21 protein-coding genes are annotated in these 14,461 nt (G+C 61.8%); 10 read left to right on the plus strand and 11 right to left on the minus strand.

Annotated features, from left to right (window positions below; all coding sequences use genetic code 11):
* Positions 1 to 31: 31 nt before the first annotated feature.
* From aroQ to aat, 4 genes are read left to right on the plus strand one after another with little or no spacing between them, the layout of a single operon-like run.
* The gene (aroQ, locus tag ACEPP2_RS11300; RefSeq protein ID WP_077547214.1) at positions 32 to 469 is read left to right on the plus strand and encodes a type II 3-dehydroquinate dehydratase; all 438 of its coding nucleotides are present in this window, start codon (positions 32 to 34) and stop codon (positions 467 to 469) included.
* A gap of 27 nt (positions 470 to 496) precedes the next feature.
* Complete coding sequence (gene accB, locus ACEPP2_RS11305) at positions 497 to 970, plus strand: acetyl-CoA carboxylase biotin carboxyl carrier protein (RefSeq protein ID WP_077547213.1); 474 nt, start codon at positions 497 to 499, stop codon at positions 968 to 970.
* An 8-nt stretch (positions 971 to 978) separates the two neighbouring features.
* Positions 979 to 2,325, plus strand: a complete 1,347-nt coding sequence (gene accC / locus ACEPP2_RS11310; protein ID WP_142587076.1) for an acetyl-CoA carboxylase biotin carboxylase subunit — start codon at positions 979 to 981, stop codon at positions 2,323 to 2,325.
* 7 nt (positions 2,326 to 2,332) lie between these two features.
* On the plus strand, positions 2,333 to 2,950 hold the full coding sequence (gene aat, locus ACEPP2_RS11315) for a leucyl/phenylalanyl-tRNA--protein transferase (protein ID WP_152340388.1): 618 nt from the start codon (positions 2,333 to 2,335) through the stop codon (positions 2,948 to 2,950).
* A 2-nt stretch (positions 2,951 to 2,952) separates the two neighbouring features.
* Here aat and ACEPP2_RS11320 read toward each other — a convergent pair whose 3' ends face one another.
* From ACEPP2_RS11320 to gatB, 5 genes are all read right to left on the minus strand, one after another.
* Entirely contained in the window at positions 2,953 to 3,360 is a 408-nt protein-coding gene (locus ACEPP2_RS11320; protein WP_395516814.1) for a DUF2155 domain-containing protein, read from the minus strand.
* A 107-nt stretch (positions 3,361 to 3,467) separates the two neighbouring features.
* Entirely contained in the window at positions 3,468 to 3,866 is a 399-nt protein-coding gene (locus tag ACEPP2_RS11325) for an NADH:ubiquinone oxidoreductase subunit NDUFA12 (protein WP_395516672.1), read from the minus strand.
* Between the two features lie 117 nt (positions 3,867 to 3,983).
* Positions 3,984 to 4,457 (minus strand): GNAT family N-acetyltransferase, encoded by a 474-nt coding sequence (locus tag ACEPP2_RS11330; RefSeq protein WP_395516673.1) that lies wholly within the window; start codon positions 4,455 to 4,457, stop codon positions 3,984 to 3,986.
* A complete protein-coding gene (locus ACEPP2_RS11335) occupies positions 4,454 to 4,960 on the minus strand; it encodes a GNAT family N-acetyltransferase (RefSeq protein WP_142587071.1) in 507 nt (168 codons plus the stop codon). The genes ACEPP2_RS11330 and ACEPP2_RS11335 overlap by 4 nt, the downstream gene beginning before the upstream one ends.
* A 5-nt stretch (positions 4,961 to 4,965) precedes the next feature.
* Entirely contained in the window at positions 4,966 to 6,468 is a 1,503-nt protein-coding gene (gatB, locus tag ACEPP2_RS11340; protein WP_395516674.1) for an Asp-tRNA(Asn)/Glu-tRNA(Gln) amidotransferase subunit GatB, read from the minus strand.
* Positions 6,469 to 6,609: 141 nt separating this feature from the next.
* On the opposite strand from gatB, the gene ACEPP2_RS11345 reads away from it, so the two are divergent.
* A complete protein-coding gene (locus ACEPP2_RS11345; RefSeq protein WP_395516675.1) occupies positions 6,610 to 6,936 on the plus strand; it encodes a DUF1294 domain-containing protein in 327 nt (108 codons plus the stop codon).
* Here the strand turns inward: ACEPP2_RS11345 and ACEPP2_RS11350 are convergent.
* Positions 6,930 to 7,439 carry a GNAT family N-acetyltransferase gene (locus tag ACEPP2_RS11350; protein WP_281977497.1) on the minus strand — a complete coding sequence of 170 codons (510 nt, stop codon included), beginning with the start codon at positions 7,437 to 7,439 and terminating at the stop codon, positions 6,930 to 6,932. The genes ACEPP2_RS11345 and ACEPP2_RS11350 overlap by 7 nt on opposite strands.
* A gap of 275 nt (positions 7,440 to 7,714) precedes the next feature.
* On the opposite strand from ACEPP2_RS11350, the gene ACEPP2_RS11355 reads away from it, so the two are divergent.
* A complete protein-coding gene (locus ACEPP2_RS11355; RefSeq protein WP_281977498.1) occupies positions 7,715 to 7,972 on the plus strand; it encodes a YjhX family toxin in 258 nt (85 codons plus the stop codon).
* 51 nt (positions 7,973 to 8,023) lie between these two features.
* Here the strand turns inward: ACEPP2_RS11355 and gatA are convergent, their stop codons facing one another.
* The 3 genes from gatA to ACEPP2_RS11370 form a co-directional block, all read right to left on the minus strand.
* Entirely contained in the window at positions 8,024 to 9,505 is a 1,482-nt protein-coding gene (gatA, locus tag ACEPP2_RS11360; protein ID WP_395516676.1) for an Asp-tRNA(Asn)/Glu-tRNA(Gln) amidotransferase subunit GatA, read from the minus strand.
* A 54-nt stretch (positions 9,506 to 9,559) separates the two neighbouring features.
* Complete coding sequence (gene gatC / locus ACEPP2_RS11365) at positions 9,560 to 9,847, minus strand: Asp-tRNA(Asn)/Glu-tRNA(Gln) amidotransferase subunit GatC (protein ID WP_077547205.1); 288 nt, start codon at positions 9,845 to 9,847, stop codon at positions 9,560 to 9,562.
* 74 nt (positions 9,848 to 9,921) lie between these two features.
* The gene (locus ACEPP2_RS11370; RefSeq protein WP_077547204.1) at positions 9,922 to 10,626 is read right to left on the minus strand and encodes a metal-dependent hydrolase; all 705 of its coding nucleotides are present in this window, start codon (positions 10,624 to 10,626) and stop codon (positions 9,922 to 9,924) included.
* Positions 10,627 to 10,740: 114 nt separating this feature from the next.
* Here ACEPP2_RS11370 and ruvX point away from each other — a divergent pair, with 114 nt between their 5' ends.
* Positions 10,741 to 11,232, plus strand: a complete 492-nt coding sequence (gene ruvX / locus ACEPP2_RS11375; protein ID WP_077547203.1) for a Holliday junction resolvase RuvX — start codon at positions 10,741 to 10,743, stop codon at positions 11,230 to 11,232.
* Here ruvX and ACEPP2_RS11380 read toward each other — a convergent pair.
* Together ACEPP2_RS11380 and ACEPP2_RS11385 are read right to left on the minus strand one after the other, a co-directional pair.
* Complete coding sequence (locus ACEPP2_RS11380; protein ID WP_077547202.1) at positions 11,172 to 11,501, minus strand: DUF6105 family protein; 330 nt, start codon at positions 11,499 to 11,501, stop codon at positions 11,172 to 11,174. The two genes, ruvX and ACEPP2_RS11380, sit on opposite strands and share 61 nt — an antisense overlap.
* Positions 11,498 to 11,674, minus strand: a complete 177-nt coding sequence (locus tag ACEPP2_RS11385) for a hypothetical protein (protein ID WP_156157129.1) — start codon at positions 11,672 to 11,674, stop codon at positions 11,498 to 11,500. Before ACEPP2_RS11385 ends, ACEPP2_RS11380 begins: the two co-directional genes overlap by 4 nt.
* Positions 11,675 to 11,875: 201 nt before the next feature.
* Between ACEPP2_RS11385 and ACEPP2_RS11390 the strand changes: the two genes are divergently transcribed.
* The 3 genes from ACEPP2_RS11390 (at position 11,876) to ACEPP2_RS11400 (ending at position 14,459) form a co-directional block, all read left to right on the plus strand.
* On the plus strand, positions 11,876 to 12,559 hold the full coding sequence (locus ACEPP2_RS11390; protein WP_077547201.1) for a TetR/AcrR family transcriptional regulator: 684 nt from the start codon (positions 11,876 to 11,878) through the stop codon (positions 12,557 to 12,559).
* Positions 12,560 to 13,423, plus strand: coding sequence for an amidohydrolase family protein (locus ACEPP2_RS11395; RefSeq protein WP_077547200.1), 864 nt, complete (start codon positions 12,560 to 12,562; stop codon positions 13,421 to 13,423). It begins immediately after the preceding gene.
* A 70-nt stretch (positions 13,424 to 13,493) separates the two neighbouring features.
* Positions 13,494 to 14,459 (plus strand): Bug family tripartite tricarboxylate transporter substrate binding protein, encoded by a 966-nt coding sequence (locus ACEPP2_RS11400; protein ID WP_395516815.1) that lies wholly within the window; start codon positions 13,494 to 13,496, stop codon positions 14,457 to 14,459.
* Positions 14,460 to 14,461 lie beyond the last annotated feature (2 nt).

Here is a 14,461-nt window from a genome sequence, read left to right on the forward strand (position 1 = left end):
GGCGCTCAATTTTGGTGGAACATCGAAAAAGATGAGCAAGACGGTCTTTGTCCTGAACGGGCCCAATCTCAACATGCTCGGCAAGCGCGAACCCGGCATCTATGGCGGCAAGACGCTGAAGGACGTGGAGGCCGACTGCATTTCCGCTGGCCGCGAGCTTGGACTGGACGTGGACTTCCGTCAGAGCAACCACGAGGGCGATCTGGTCAGCTGGCTGCATGAGGCGGGCGAGCACTCGGTCGGCGTGGCGATCAACGCCGGCGCCTATACGCACACGTCGGTTGCCCTGCACGATGCCATCAAGGCAATAACGGTGCCCGTGATAGAAGTGCACATCTCCAACGTTCATGCGCGCGAGGAATTCCGTCATCACTCGAAGATCGCGCCGGCATGCAAGGGCGTGATCTGCGGCTTCGGCCCGACCAGCTACATCCTGGCGCTGCACGCCTTGAAAAGCATCACTGACTGACAAGATAACAGAACAACAGGAATTGCCATGTCTGAGAAGAAGAACGGTATCGACAAGGGATTGATCCGCGATCTCGCGAACATCCTCAACGACACCGACCTCACCGAGATCGAAGTCGAGCAGGACGATCTGCGCATCCGTGTCTCCCGCGCATCGGCAACGCAGTACGTTCAGGCGCCGATCGCCCACCACGCCCCTGCTCCCGCAGCAGCGCCCGCCGCGGCCGCCGCAGCGCCGGCAGCAGCAGCGCCAGCCGCCCGTGACAACAGCAACGCGGTCATGGCACCTATGGTCGGCACCGTCTACCTCTCCCCAGCGCCGGGCTCCCGCCCGTTCATCGAAGTCGGTGCAACGGTCAAGGAAGGGCAGACCCTTCTCATCATCGAAGCGATGAAGACCATGAACCAGATTCCCGCCCCGCGCTCCGGCAAGGTGACGGAAATTCTGATCAACGATGCGCAACCGGTCGAATACGGCGAGCCGCTCGTCGTCATCGAATAGGACCGCCAATGATCTCGAAAATCCTCATAGCCAATCGCGGCGAGATTGCGCTTCGCGTTCTGCGCGCCTGCAAGGAACTCGGCATCGCAACCGTCGCGGTCCATTCGACTGCGGACGCCGATGCCATGCATGTACGGCTGGCCGACGAGAGCGTCTGCATCGGCCCGCCGCCGTCGCGTGACAGCTATCTCAACATCCACCAGATCGTCGCGGCCTGCGAAATCACTGGCGCGGACGCCGTTCATCCAGGCTACGGCTTCCTGTCGGAGAACGCCAAGTTCGCCGATATCCTCGAGGCGCATGGCATTACCTTCATCGGACCGACGGCCGAGCATATCCGGCTGATGGGTGACAAGATCACCGCCAAGCAGACGGCAGTCGAACTGGGAATTCCCGTCGTTCCCGGATCGGATGGCGAGGTGACATCGGAGAACGTGCTGGAGACGGCGCGCAAGATCGGGTTTCCGGTGCTGATCAAGGCTACGGCCGGCGGCGGCGGCCGCGGCATGAAGGTGGCCAAGACGGAGGACGATCTTCAGGAGGCCTTCGATACGGCACGCTCGGAAGCCGCAGCCGCTTTCGGTAATCCGGCCGTCTACATGGAGAAGTATCTCGGCAAGCCGCGGCACATCGAAGTGCAGGTCGTTGGTGACGGGGAAGGCAATGCCATCCATCTCGGCGAACGCGACTGCTCGCTGCAGCGCCGCCACCAGAAGGTCTGGGAAGAGGCAAATTCCCCTGCCCTCAACGTCGAGCAGCGGATGAAGATCGGCCAGATCTGCGCCGACGCCATGAAGAAGATGAAATACCGGGGCGCCGGGACCGTCGAGTTCCTCTACGAAAATGGCGAGTTCTACTTCATCGAGATGAATACGCGTCTTCAGGTCGAGCATCCGATTACCGAGGCGATCACCAACATCGATCTGGTTCACGAGCAGATTCGTGTCGCTTCCGGCGCCGGCCTTTCGGTGACCCAGGACGAGATAACCTTCTCGGGCCACGCCATCGAGTGCCGCATCAATGCCGAGGACCCGCGCACCTTCGTGCCGTCGCCCGGCACGATCACCCATTTCCATGCGCCCGGTGGCCTTGGCGTGCGCGTCGACTCGGGTGCCTATGCCGGATACAAGATCCCGCCCTATTACGACAGCCTTATCGGCAAGCTGATCGTGCACGGCCGTACCCGGGTGGAATGCATGATGCGTCTGCGGCGGGTTCTCGACGAGTTTGTCGTGGACGGCGTGAAGACGACCCTCCCCCTTTTCCAGGATCTGGTGTCCAATCAGGATATCGCCAACGGCGAATATGATATCCATTGGCTGGAACACTATCTGGCGCATCACAAGGCGCATTAGGAGGGACATGGTCGGGCGGCGCGGCAGATATTATCCGGCGATCACACCGGATATCCTTCTGCGCGCCTATTCAATAGGCCTCTTTCCGATGGCAGAATCGGCGGACGACCCGGAGATCTTCTGGGTCGAGCCGGAGGTCCGTGGTGTCCTCCCCCTCGACCAGTTCCACGTCTCCCACAGCCTTGCCAAGAAGATGCGCAGGAAACCCTTCGACATCCGCTTCGACAGCGCGTTCGAACAGGTGATCGAGAAATGCGCCGAGCCTGCCGGAGACCGCCCGAGCACCTGGATAAATGCGACCATTCGCAAGCTCTATTGCGAGCTTCATGCCATGGGCCATGCCCATAGCGTCGAGGCGTTCGAGGGCGCGGAGCTCGTAGGAGGGCTTTACGGCGTCTCCCTTGGCTCTGCCTTCTTCGGCGAGAGCATGTTCTCCCGGCGGACCGATGCCTCAAAGATCTGCCTGGTACATCTGGTCGAGCGACTGAAGGCGGGAGGCTTTACGCTGCTCGACACCCAGTTCACTACCGAGCATCTTAAGACCTTCGGCGCCATCGACATCCCGAAGGACGATTACCTGGAGAAGCTGAAGAAGGCGGTGGAGTCGCCGCATCTGAAATTCTAGGTTCAGTTCGTGGCTTCCGGGGCCGGAACGTCCGATTCCTGCTTGCAGCCGGTCAACCAGACGTCATAGATCGGATGTTCCACGGCGTTGAGGCCTGGGCTGTCTGCGAACATCCAGCCTGTGAATACCCGCCGGATCTTGCGGTCGAGGGTGATCTCGTCCACTTCGATGAAACCGTCCACCCTCTGCGCTTCCGTCTCGTCCCGAGAATAGCAGACCTTCGGCGTTACCTGCAGCGCGCCATACTGGACCGTTTCATCGATATAGACGTCAAAGGTGGTGATGCGACCGGTGATCTTGTCGATGCCGGCGAAGACCGCGACCGGATTGGAGATGCGAGCCGCCGAGACGGAGGTGACGCAAGACGCCGACGCAGCCGCTGCAAGAAGGCAAATGGTCAGCTTGCGCATGATATTCGTCATCGATGATGGTCCCATTCTGCGTCGCGCCTCAGGGCTCCCAAGGCGGCCTCAAGGCGCCTCTTCGGCCTAGAGGCCGAATGTGGCCAAAACAGGTGTCAGCTTCCCGGGCTCCAGGCGTCGTAGTCGCCGGTGACGCGAGCGCGTTCGCCGGCACCTGCAAGCGAGCCCTTGGGGCGATAGGCGCCGGAAGTACCGGTGAGATTTGGCTTGTGCCCCTTCTCCCATTCGCGTGGCTGATAGGTCTCCTGGGACGGCGCAACATTGGTGCGATGATGCATCCAGCCATGCCAGCCCGGCGGAATCGCCGATGCCTCTGCCGGACCGTTGAAGATGACCCAGCGGCGCGGCACGCCGAAGGAGGTTTCGGGACCCTCGTAGTAGACGTTCCCGAATTCATCTTCCCCGATCTTCGTGCCGGAGCGCCAGGTGAAGAAGCGCGTTCCGATTGTCTGTCCGTTCCACCAGGTGAATATCTGCAGCAGGAGATTTTTCATGTGTTCTTCGTCAGCTCTGGCAAAGGCATTCGCACGGCGTGCGACCGAGGATTTATCCGACCGCTTATGCAACCTGCGGCGCGCCATGTCCAGCGATTCCGGTTGGCGCGAGCCGCGTCAAAGCTTCATCTTGAACCCGAAGTGGCTCTTGGCGAAACCGAGGCGCTCGTAGAAGCGGTGCGCGTCTTGCCGCGCCATGTTGGACGTCAGTTGCACCAGCCGGCACCCGCGGCGCCTCGCTTCGGAGACCGCGTAGTCTATCATCATGGCACCGATCCCCTGGCCGCGCGTGTCGGCGCGAGTCTGGACCGCCTCGATGACCATGGAAAGGCCACCTCTGCCCGTCAGCGTCCGGTTGAACATGATCTGGAACGTACCGACGATTTCACCGCCGCGTTCGGCCACGAAAAGTCGCTCGTTGGGCGAGAGATCTATCGCGGTGAAGGCCTTGAGGTAATCCTCGTAGGCTTCCGCATCGGTCGTGTCGCCATGACCACCCACGGCATCGGAAGCGAAAATCGCGATGAGAGCTGGAAGGTCGCTCTCGAGGGCCTGCCGGATCAGCACATCCTTCTGCACAAGGCCGCTCACAGGTTCCGAAGGGACTTCTCGAGAACGACCGCGGGCAGGCCGGAGTTAGGGCCGCCCCATTCCTCCATGCGATCCACCTCGGAAAAGCCCAGCCGCTCATAGAAGGAGATCGCGCGGAGGTTCTGCAGGGCTACCTCGGTGCGCATCACCTCTGCATAGGGAAAGCAGGTTTCAAGTTCGGCGAAGATGTCGCGGCCGATGCCGTCACCCTGGCAGGATGGCCTGACGTAGAGCTGGTGCAGCATCACCGTCTTTTCCATCTTCGGGTACATGGCCGCATAGCCGAGCCCGCCGAGCTTCCGACCATCGTCTGCCAAGAGGAATTCACCGTCCTTCCGGACGATCCTGGCGCGGATGGCTGCAGGGGAGTGCCAGCTGCCGATCAGTTGCGCAACCTTCTCGGGACCATAGAAGGCGTCATAGGTGGCATGAAAGGTCTCTGCGAGAAGGGCGCGGATCTGCTCCACGTCTCCTTCTGCTGCTGTGCGGACAAAGAAGACCATGCGGCCTATTCCTCGATCCCAAGCTTCGCCTTCACCAATGCCTGAACCGCCTGCGGGTTGGCCTTGCCCCCCGTTGACTTCATCACCTGTCCGACGAACCAGCCGGCCAGTGCAGGCTTGGCCTGGGCCTTGGCCACCTGGTCCGGATTGGCGGCAATGATCTCATCGACGGCCGCCTCGATGGCGCCGGTGTCGGTCACCTGCTTCATGCCGCGCGCTTCAACGATCTCGGCAGGATCGCCCCCCTCGTTCCAGACGATCTCGAAGAGGTCCTTGGCGATCTTGCCGGAGATTGTCTCGGCCTTGATGAGGTCGATGATGCCGCCAAGCTGATCGGGTGAAACCGGAGTCTCTTCAATCGCTTTTCCGGCTTTGTTCAAGGCACCCAGCAAGTCGTTGATGACCCAGTTCGCAGCCGTCTTTCCGTCGCGGCCGGCGGCAACTGCCTCGAAATAGTCGGCAATCGCCTTCTCCGACACGAGAACCGAAGCATCATACACGGAAAGACCGAGCTCGCGCACGAAACGCTCCTTCTTGTCGTCCGGCAATTCGGGCAGGTGCTGCTTCAGTTCTTCCACGAAGGCGTCGTCGAACTCGAGCGGCAAGAGGTCCGGGTCGGGGAAATAGCGATAGTCGTGCGCCTCTTCCTTCGATCGCATGGAACGCGTCTCGCCCTTGTTCGGGTCAAAGAGCCGGGTCTCCTGATCGATGCTGCCGCCGTCCTCCAGGATACCGATCTGGCGGCGCGCCTCGTATTCGATGGCCTGACCGATGAAGCGGATGGAGTTGACGTTCTTGATCTCGCAGCGCGTTCCGAAGGGCTCGCCCGGGCGGCGGACGGAGACGTTGACGTCGGCGCGCATGGAGCCCTCGTCCATGTTGCCGTCGCAGGTGCCGAGATAGCGAACGATCGAGCGAAGCTTCGTCATGTAGGCCTTGGCCTCGTCCGAAGACCGCATGTCGGGCTTGGAGACGATCTCCATCAGCGCCACGCCGGAGCGGTTCAGGTCGACGAATGACATGGTGGGGTGCTGGTCGTGCATCGACTTGCCGGCATCCTGCTCCAGGTGCAGGCGTTCGATGCCGATTTCCACATCCTCGAAGTTGCCCTGCCGGTCGGGGCCCAGAGAGATCACGATCTTGCCTTCGCCGACGATCGGATCCTTGAACTGCGAGATCTGGTATCCCTGCGGCAGGTCGGGATAGAAGTAGTTCTTGCGATCGAAAACCGAGCGCTTGTTGATCCTCGCCTTCAGACCGAGCCCGGTACGGACGGCCTGGCGCACGCATTCCTCGTTGATGACGGGAAGCATGCCGGGCATGGCGGCGTCGACGAGCGAGACGTTCGCATTCGGATCCTTGCCGAACTCCGTCGAGGCGCCCGAGAAGAGTTTGGACTTCGAAAGCACCTGAGCATGCACCTCCATGCCGATGATGACTTCCCAGTCCCCCGTGGCACCGGGAATGAGACGCTTCGGATCGGGCGTGCGGACATCGACAATGGTCATGGAATGCTCTTGAAATGGTCTTGTTGGGGTAGTTGGTGAGGTAGAGCAAATGGGGCGGTGGCGCAAGCGCAGGCACCTTCCCCGGGAGCAACATCGTGCGCGCTTGGCGGAAACTTAACCAGCGCGTGCCACGATAGCGAGATGCAACCGGCATCACTTACACTTGTCCTCTACCTTCTCCTGAATGTTGCGGTGTTCTCCGTCTACTGGTGGGACAAGCGTGCCGCAGTCGAAGGCAGGTGGCGCGTGCGCGAAAGCACTCTGCTGCTGCTGGCTCTTATCGGCGGCAGCTTCGGGGCGATCCTTGCGCAGCGGCTCTTGCGTCACAAGACGCGCAAGGAGCCGTTCCGGACGATCCTCGCGCTGATTGCCTCGCTTCATGTCGGCCTGAGCACGTTCCTGGCCGGGCTTTGGATAGTTGCACCCGAAGCCGTCGCCGCCTTCTTCCGAGGCCATGTGTATCAGTAGGCGGGCCCGTAGGTTCCCGCTGCCTCCTCCACGAGAACCTTGGTGAGCCCGACGGTCTGCACCTCGCGATCGAGCTTCGGGGAGTACGTGGCGCTCAGCCAGTTGATGCGATAGCCGTGCTTCTCGAAGAACGCCACCGCCTCGTCGTTACGGGCGTGTGTCTCGATGCGGGCAGTGTCGAAGCCCTGACGCACGATGTCTGACTCGATCGATGCCAGCAGCGCGCTACCGAGGCCATGGCGCTGGTACGGCGGATCGATCCAGAAGTCGGAGATCAGCTCGTCCAGCTTTTCCCGTGCCCCCCAGCCGGCTATGACGCCACCCTGCTCGATCACCGAAATCGTCAACCAGGCGGACCGTGTGAAAGTATCGAAGGCCAAGCGCGCATTGTCGCGGATGCCTGCCATCTCGCCGACACTGCTCATTGCCTTTTCCCAGGCGCGCAGGCCGATCTCGCTCAGCGTCCCGGTCTCGTCCTCACGCGCGTTGCGAATGCTCGCCATGGCCGCCCCTGTTTGCAGCCACTAGATCACTGAGTCTGGCGTTTTGCCAAGTGGGCAGGCTGCCACAGACCGTAAAGCTTGACTTGAAGCGGCGGCCTCTCTAGCCATTGAGCATCCTTATTGGAGTTTGGATGTCTACTCAGTCTGAGTCCCGCTGAAGGGCCGGCGCGCTCCACAGCACGCCTGGCCCCGCAAGAACGAACCATCGACGTCTCCGTGACGCCGGTACCGTTTTTGTGCGCCCACCTCGTGGGCGCCGTTCAGGATCTCAGACAATGGACATATCGCGCGCAGAACAGCGCATTCTCCACCTGCTTGCCCAGGGCGGCAGGATCGAACTCGTCCGTAACGACAACCGAAAGGTCGAAAAGCTGCAGCTCTTCACCCGCGAAGGCTGGATGTTCAGCGGGCTCGACATCGTTACGTTCCGCAAGCTGAAGCAGAAGAAGGCAATCCGCTCGACCGGCGGCATGCCCTACCGCATCACAGAGCGTGGTCTGGTGCTGGTGAGAGCGGAACAGAACAACAGGTGAAGATGAAGCCGGCCTCCAGAAGGAGGCCGGCTTCTCAACGTGATACCTGGCTTACCACCATTTCTTCGGCGTGAAGCGGCCGGCGGCCTGTTCGATGACATGCGCGGTCTTGAACAGCGTTTCTTCCTCGAACGGCTTTCCGATCAGTTGCAGGCCGAGCGGCAGGCCCTTGTGGTCGAGACCGGCGGGAACGGCGATGCCCGGCAGGCCCGCCATGTTCACCGTCACCGTGAAGATGTCGTTGAGGTACATTTTTACCGGATCGGCAGCGAGATCCTCGTCCGCGACCCCGAAGGCCGAGGATGGGGTGGCGGGCGTCAGGATGGCGTCGACGCCGGCATCGAAGACCTGCTCGAAATCGCGCTTGATCAGCGTGCGAACCTTCTGGGCCTGCAGGTAATAGGCGTCGTAGTAGCCGGCGGAGAGCACATAGGTGCCGATCATGATGCGGCGCTTGACTTCCTTGCCGAAGCCGGCGGCGCGCGTCTTCTCGTACATGTCGACGATGTCCTTGCCGTCGACGCGCAGGCCGTAACGGACACCGTCATAACGGGCAAGGTTCGAAGACGCCTCCGCCGGTGCGACGATGTAATAAGCCGGAAGCGCGTACTTCGTGTGCGGCAGGGTGATGTCGACGATCTCGGCACCGGCATCCTTCAGCCAGGCGACACCCTGCTGCCAGAGCTTCTCGATCTCCTCCGGCATGCCTTCGACACGATATTCCTTCGGGATGCCGATCCGCATGCCCTTCACCGACTGGCCGAGCGAGGATTCATAGTCCGGAACCGGCAGATCGACGGAGGTGGTGTCCTTGGCATCGACGCTTGCCATCGACTTCAGGAGGATTGCGGCGTCGCGCACGTCGCGGGCGATCGGTCCGGCCTGGTCCAGGGAGGACGCGAAGGCGACGACGCCCCAGCGCGAGCAGCGGCCATAGGTCGGCTTGATCCCAACGGTTCCGGTGAAGGCTGCCGGCTGGCGGATGGAGCCGCCGGTGTCGGTCGCGGTGGCGCCAGCGCAGAGATGCGCGGCAACGGCAGCGGCAGACCCACCGGACGAGCCGCCCGGCACGAGCTGCTGATTGGAGCCTTCCGCCCGCCATGGGTTGATGACCGGACCGTAATATGAGGTCTCGTTGGAGGAGCCCATGGCGAACTCGTCCATGTTAAGCTTGCCGAGCATCACCGCGCCGTCGTTCCAGAGATTCTGGGTGACGGTGGATTCATACTTGGGCTGGAAGCCGTCGAGGATGTGCGAGCAGGCCTGAGTATGGACGTCGCGCGTACCGAACAGGTCCTTGATGCCGAGCGGAATGCCTTCGAGCGCGCCGGCCTTGCCGCCCGCAATCCGCTCATCCGACGCCTTGGCCATCTCTAGCGCCTTGTCCGGCGTTACCGCGACATAGGCATTGATCGCCTCGTTTGCTGCCTGGATGGCGTCGACATAAGCCTGCGTCAGTTCGACGGCCTTGATGTCCTTGGCCTTCAGCTTGTCGCGTGCTTCGGCAATGGTGAGGCTGGTGAGTTCGGTCATTTTCTCTATCGCTCAGCGGGTATGTCGGGAATGGTCGGAGGACAGCAGGTGCGGCTACTCGACGACCTTCGGGACGAGGAAGAAATTGCGATCGGTGGCTGGTGCGTTCGCGACGATATCATCGGCCTTGCTGCCATCGGTGACGTCGTCGGTGCGCTTGCGCATGACCATCGGCGTCACCGACGTCATCGGCTCGACACCCGTGACGTCGACTTCGCCAAGCTGTTCAACAAAGCCGAGGATGCCGTTCAGTTCGCCAACCATGCGCTCCGCCTCGTCATCGCTGACGGCAATGCGGGCAAGACGCGCGACGCGCTTGACTGTGGCGAGATCGACGGACATGGCATTGGCTCCGGGCAAGAATTTCCTACCGCTATAATGGCCACGTCCGCCGTTCGCAACGGGGAAGCGGATAATCAGAAGCTGAGCGTCGTCCCCGTCGCCGGCGCTTCCACGCGGGTCCGTGTGCCCTCCATCCCCTTCACGAACTTCTCCGCTGTCTGGTCGATGATCGGGAACGAACCGTAGTGGCAGGGGATTGCATGCTTGAAGTCGAAGAAGCGCTGGCACGCCAGCGCTGCAACGGCGCCGCCCATGGTGAACCTGTCGCCGATCGGAACCAGGCCGATATCCGGCTGATGCAGTTCGTTGATCAATCCCATGTCGGTGAAGATGTCGGTATCGCCCATGTGCAGCACGGACGGCTCGTCGTCAAAATGCAGCATGAGGCCATTGGCGTTGCCCAGGGAATGGGAGACGCCATCCTCCGTGATCTGCGCCGAGGAATGGTGCGCCTGGGTGAACGTCACCGTGAAGCCGTCGAAGGAGATCGTGCCGCCGGTGTTGCCCATGTCGACCTTCGCCACACCCTTCTTGCCGAGCCAGGCCGCGAGATCGGCATTGGCCAGAACGACGGCGCCGGTTTCCTCTGCGAGAGCAATGGTATCCCCGACGTGATCACCATGGCCGTGGGTGAGAAGGATATGGCTGATGCCTTCGGCTGCGTCCTTGGCATCCAGGCCGGCAAAGGCCGGATTGCCGGTGAAGAAGGGGTCGATCAGGATCTTTGCCTTGGGCGTTTCGATGCGGAAGGCGGAATGGCCGAGCCAGGTGATCTTCATGAAAAGTCTCCTCGTACGTGATGCGAAAACTGGCGGAAATGCTAAAGAGATATCCCACCGGCGCCCAATTGGAAGCGGCGCCATGCCTGTTTCTACGCAAAGGATGCAAAACGGATGACGGTGCTGACGATCGAGGAACTGGCTGGAACGCTTCAGAATAGCCAGGCGATCGCGGGCCTCGATCTGGGCACGAAAACCATCGGTATCGCCATGTCCGACCTCGGTCGCCGTTTTGCCTCGCCCAGACCCGTCCTCAAGCGAACCAAGTTCACGAAGGATGCCGAACTGCTGCTGGCCTTTGCGGAGAAGGAAAAGGTCGGCGCCTTCATCATCGGCCTGCCCATGAATATGGATGGGTCTGCGGGGCCGCGGGTCCAGGCGACGCGGGCCTTCGTGCGTTCGATGGGGGACAAGACGGCCTTACCCTTCGTCTTCTGGGACGAGCGACTGTCGACGGTGGCAGCGGAGCGCGCCCTGCTGGAAATGGATGTCTCGCGGGCGAAACGCGCCGAACGAATCGATTCGGCGGCCGCGAGCTTCATCCTTCAGGGAGCTCTGGACAGGCTATCCTCACTCGGAAGAGCGTCCGACGCCGATCGCTCCTGACGCGCGCGCCACCAGGCAGCAATCTTCCTGCGTCGCCGGAAGGCGATGATCGCGAAGACGATCAGGCTGTCGACAACGATCGCACGCGCCACCAGCGGCGGAAGATCTTCGGCCGGTATACCGAGGACGGAGCTATAGACCTGGAAGACGAGATCATGGGTCTCGCGCGTCAGCATGAAGAAGCCGAAGCTGAGGTCGTAGTAGGATAGCCCGTACCAGCTGCCGAGCAGCAGGATTGGTCCGCCCCATAGAATCAGGAACCACTTCATGCGGTCCTCCTTCCCGGCTGTACGAGGTGAAACTCCACCGTCGGCAGCCATCTCAGCAAAGCCATCAGGCTCAGCAGGATCGCGGGGATGGCAATATCCAGCGCCAGCACCGCGAAAAACATCGTCATGATGCCCAGCAATGCGCGATCCGAAAGTTGGGTTCCCTGCAGCAACGGCTCGCCCTGCCCATGGTTAACGATTGGTTAACCCAACTTAGGCCTCCCGTTCGGGAGAGCAACGCAAACCCTTACCTATGGTTAACGGCTTGTCCAATCTGTGGACAACCACACTCCCAATCCCGAATGCGGAGAAATCTTCAGCCACCGCCCCTTCGCCGATTGACTGACCGAATAATTTGGACAAGTGTACAAATAATGCGAGCAAACGTAAAAGAGATCCTCCTGCGAAACGCCGCCATGCTGTTCTCCCGCAGCGGCTACAATGCTGTGTCCCTCCGCGACGTGGCCAAGGCGGCAGGCGTCAATGTGGGGAGCCTGACCTATCATTTCGGCTCCAAGGCAAACCTTTTGCGGGAGATCTACGAGCGTCACACGCATCCCATGAACGCGCGGCGCCTGGAGCTTCTCGGGGAAGCGCGGCGAATCAGCGATCCCGACGAGCGCCTGATGGCGATCCTGCGGGCCTACGTGGTACCGGCATTTGTCTCCTCTTCCGACGGCGACGGAGGCGGAGCGGAATTTACCCGCATGCGGGCCGTTCTCTCCGCCGAAGGCAATCCGGACGCGCAGGCGATCATCGCCGATGCCTTCGACCAGACCAGCCGGACCTTCATCGAGGCGCTGGCAGAGTGCGTGCCGGGTGCGTCGCTGGAAAGCCTCGTCTGGCGCAGCCAGTTCCTCCTCGGCGGTCTCTACTACGCCCTCATCAATCCCGAGCGCATCACCCGCCTCTCCAATGGGGCGGTGGACGGCGACGACCGCGACGCTGCCATCGAGCATCTTGTCGAGGCGACCTATGCCAGCTTTAGAAGCCTTTCGGACACGGCATCGGTGGTCGCAGCCGCAGACAACAAAACCATCAGGAAAGCGAGTATCTGAATGACCTCTGCCCCGTCTCCCAAGGACCAGCAGAAGCGCAAGCCTAACTTCACCGCGCCGGCGCTTAGCTGCGACGCGCATTGCCATGTCTTCGGCCCCGCCGCCGTATTTCCCTATGCGCCTGACCGGCGCTACACGCCGGAAGATGCACCGAAGGAGGCACTTGCCGCGCTTCACGAGCGGCTCGGTCTGGAGCGGGCCGTGATCGTGCAGGCGAGCTGCCACGGCACGGACAACCGGGCGATGCTCGATGCCATCGCCTGGCGCCCGGACAGCTATCGGGGTGTCGCGATCGTGGATGACACGTTCGACGACACGGCACTGCAGGCGCTCCACGACGGAGGCGTTCGCGGCGTCCGGTTCAACTTCGTCAAGCATCTGGGCGGCGCGCCGGACATGGTTGTGTTCGACCGCGTCATCGACCGCATCAAGGGACGAGGCTGGCATGTCGTCCTGCATCTTGACGCGGTCGACATCGTGCCGCTCTCCGACATGATCCGGGGGCTGCCAATACCCTTCGTGATCGACCATATGGGACGCGTCGACACCGCACTGGGGACGCAGCAGCCGGCATTCCAGTCCCTGCTGGAGCTCGCCCGTCGCGAGGACTGCTGGGTCAAGGTCTGCGGCTCCGAACGTATCTCGCGGCATCCCTTCGATGCGGCCATTCCGTTCGCCCGCGCGCTGGTGGAGGCTAGCCCCGAGAGGACGCTGTGGGGCACAGATTTCCCGCATCCCAACCTGAAGGAGCCGGTGGACGAGGCGGATCTTCTCGATCTCGTTGCCCGGATCGGGCCTACCGCGGAGGAGCAGCAGCGGCTGCTGGTCGACAATCCAGCCCGGCTCTACGGCTTTACAACCTGAACAAACACACCTGGAGGAGGAAGACATGACGAAGACAACGACGAAGCGGACGGGGATTTTCCGACGCACGATGATCAAGGCATTGCTGCCGGCTATACTGCTGGTGACGGCAGCTCCTGCTGTCGGCTGGGCACAGGAAAATTACCCGGAGCGCGACATCACGCTCGTCCTCCCCTTCGGTCCCGGCGGCATCGCCGACATCACCTCGCGGGTGGTCGCCGAATCGCTCGGCAAGAAGCTCGGCAAGCAGATCATCATCATGAACCAGCCGGGCGCGGCAGGTTCGGTCGCGGCAAGGGCGGCGCTGAACGCTCCGGCCGATGGCTACACGCTTGCACTTCTCTCCAACGGCACGGCGATCAGCGTGCCGCTCTTCGAGAACCTGCAATTCGATCCGATGAAGGATTTCGTTCCGGTCTCGAGCCTTGCCTATTTCGACTTCGTCTTCGTGGCGAAGAAGGGAGGAAAGTTCTCGACGCTGGCCGATGTCCTCGCGGCAGCCAAGGCAGAGCCCGGCATGCTCAACGTGGGCACGATCAACGTCGGCAGCAGCCAGAACCTCGCCGCTGAACTCTTCAAGTCCACGGCTGGGATCGACTTCACCATCGTGCCCTACAAGGCGACGCCGGATCTCCTCGTCGCACTCCTCGGCGACGAACTGGACGTCATCATCGACAGCCAGACGGCGCTGAAGGCGGCGTTGGAACAGGGACAGGCGGTGGCGCTCGCCTCCTCCGGTCCCGAGCGCTCGAAACTCCTGCCCGATCTAGCAACCGCGCAGGAACAGGGTGTCGAAGGCTTCGACGTCACCTCGTGGAACGCGATCTTTGCGCCGACAGGCACGCCTCCCGAAGTGGTGGAGAAGCTGAATGCGGCGCTCGTCGAGGTGCTGGCGGATCCGGCAGTCCAGAAGCGCTTTGCCGAGCTTGGCGTAGAAGCGCGTTCGAGCACGCCTCAGGAAATCGGCGACCGGCTCGCGGCCGACATCGAGAAGTGGGGCGCCGTCATCGAGAAGGCCGGCATCCCGAAACAGTAACC

This window comes from Pseudorhizobium flavum (assembly GCF_044142885.1).
GTDB lineage: Bacteria > Pseudomonadota > Alphaproteobacteria > Rhizobiales > Rhizobiaceae > Neorhizobium > Neorhizobium flavum.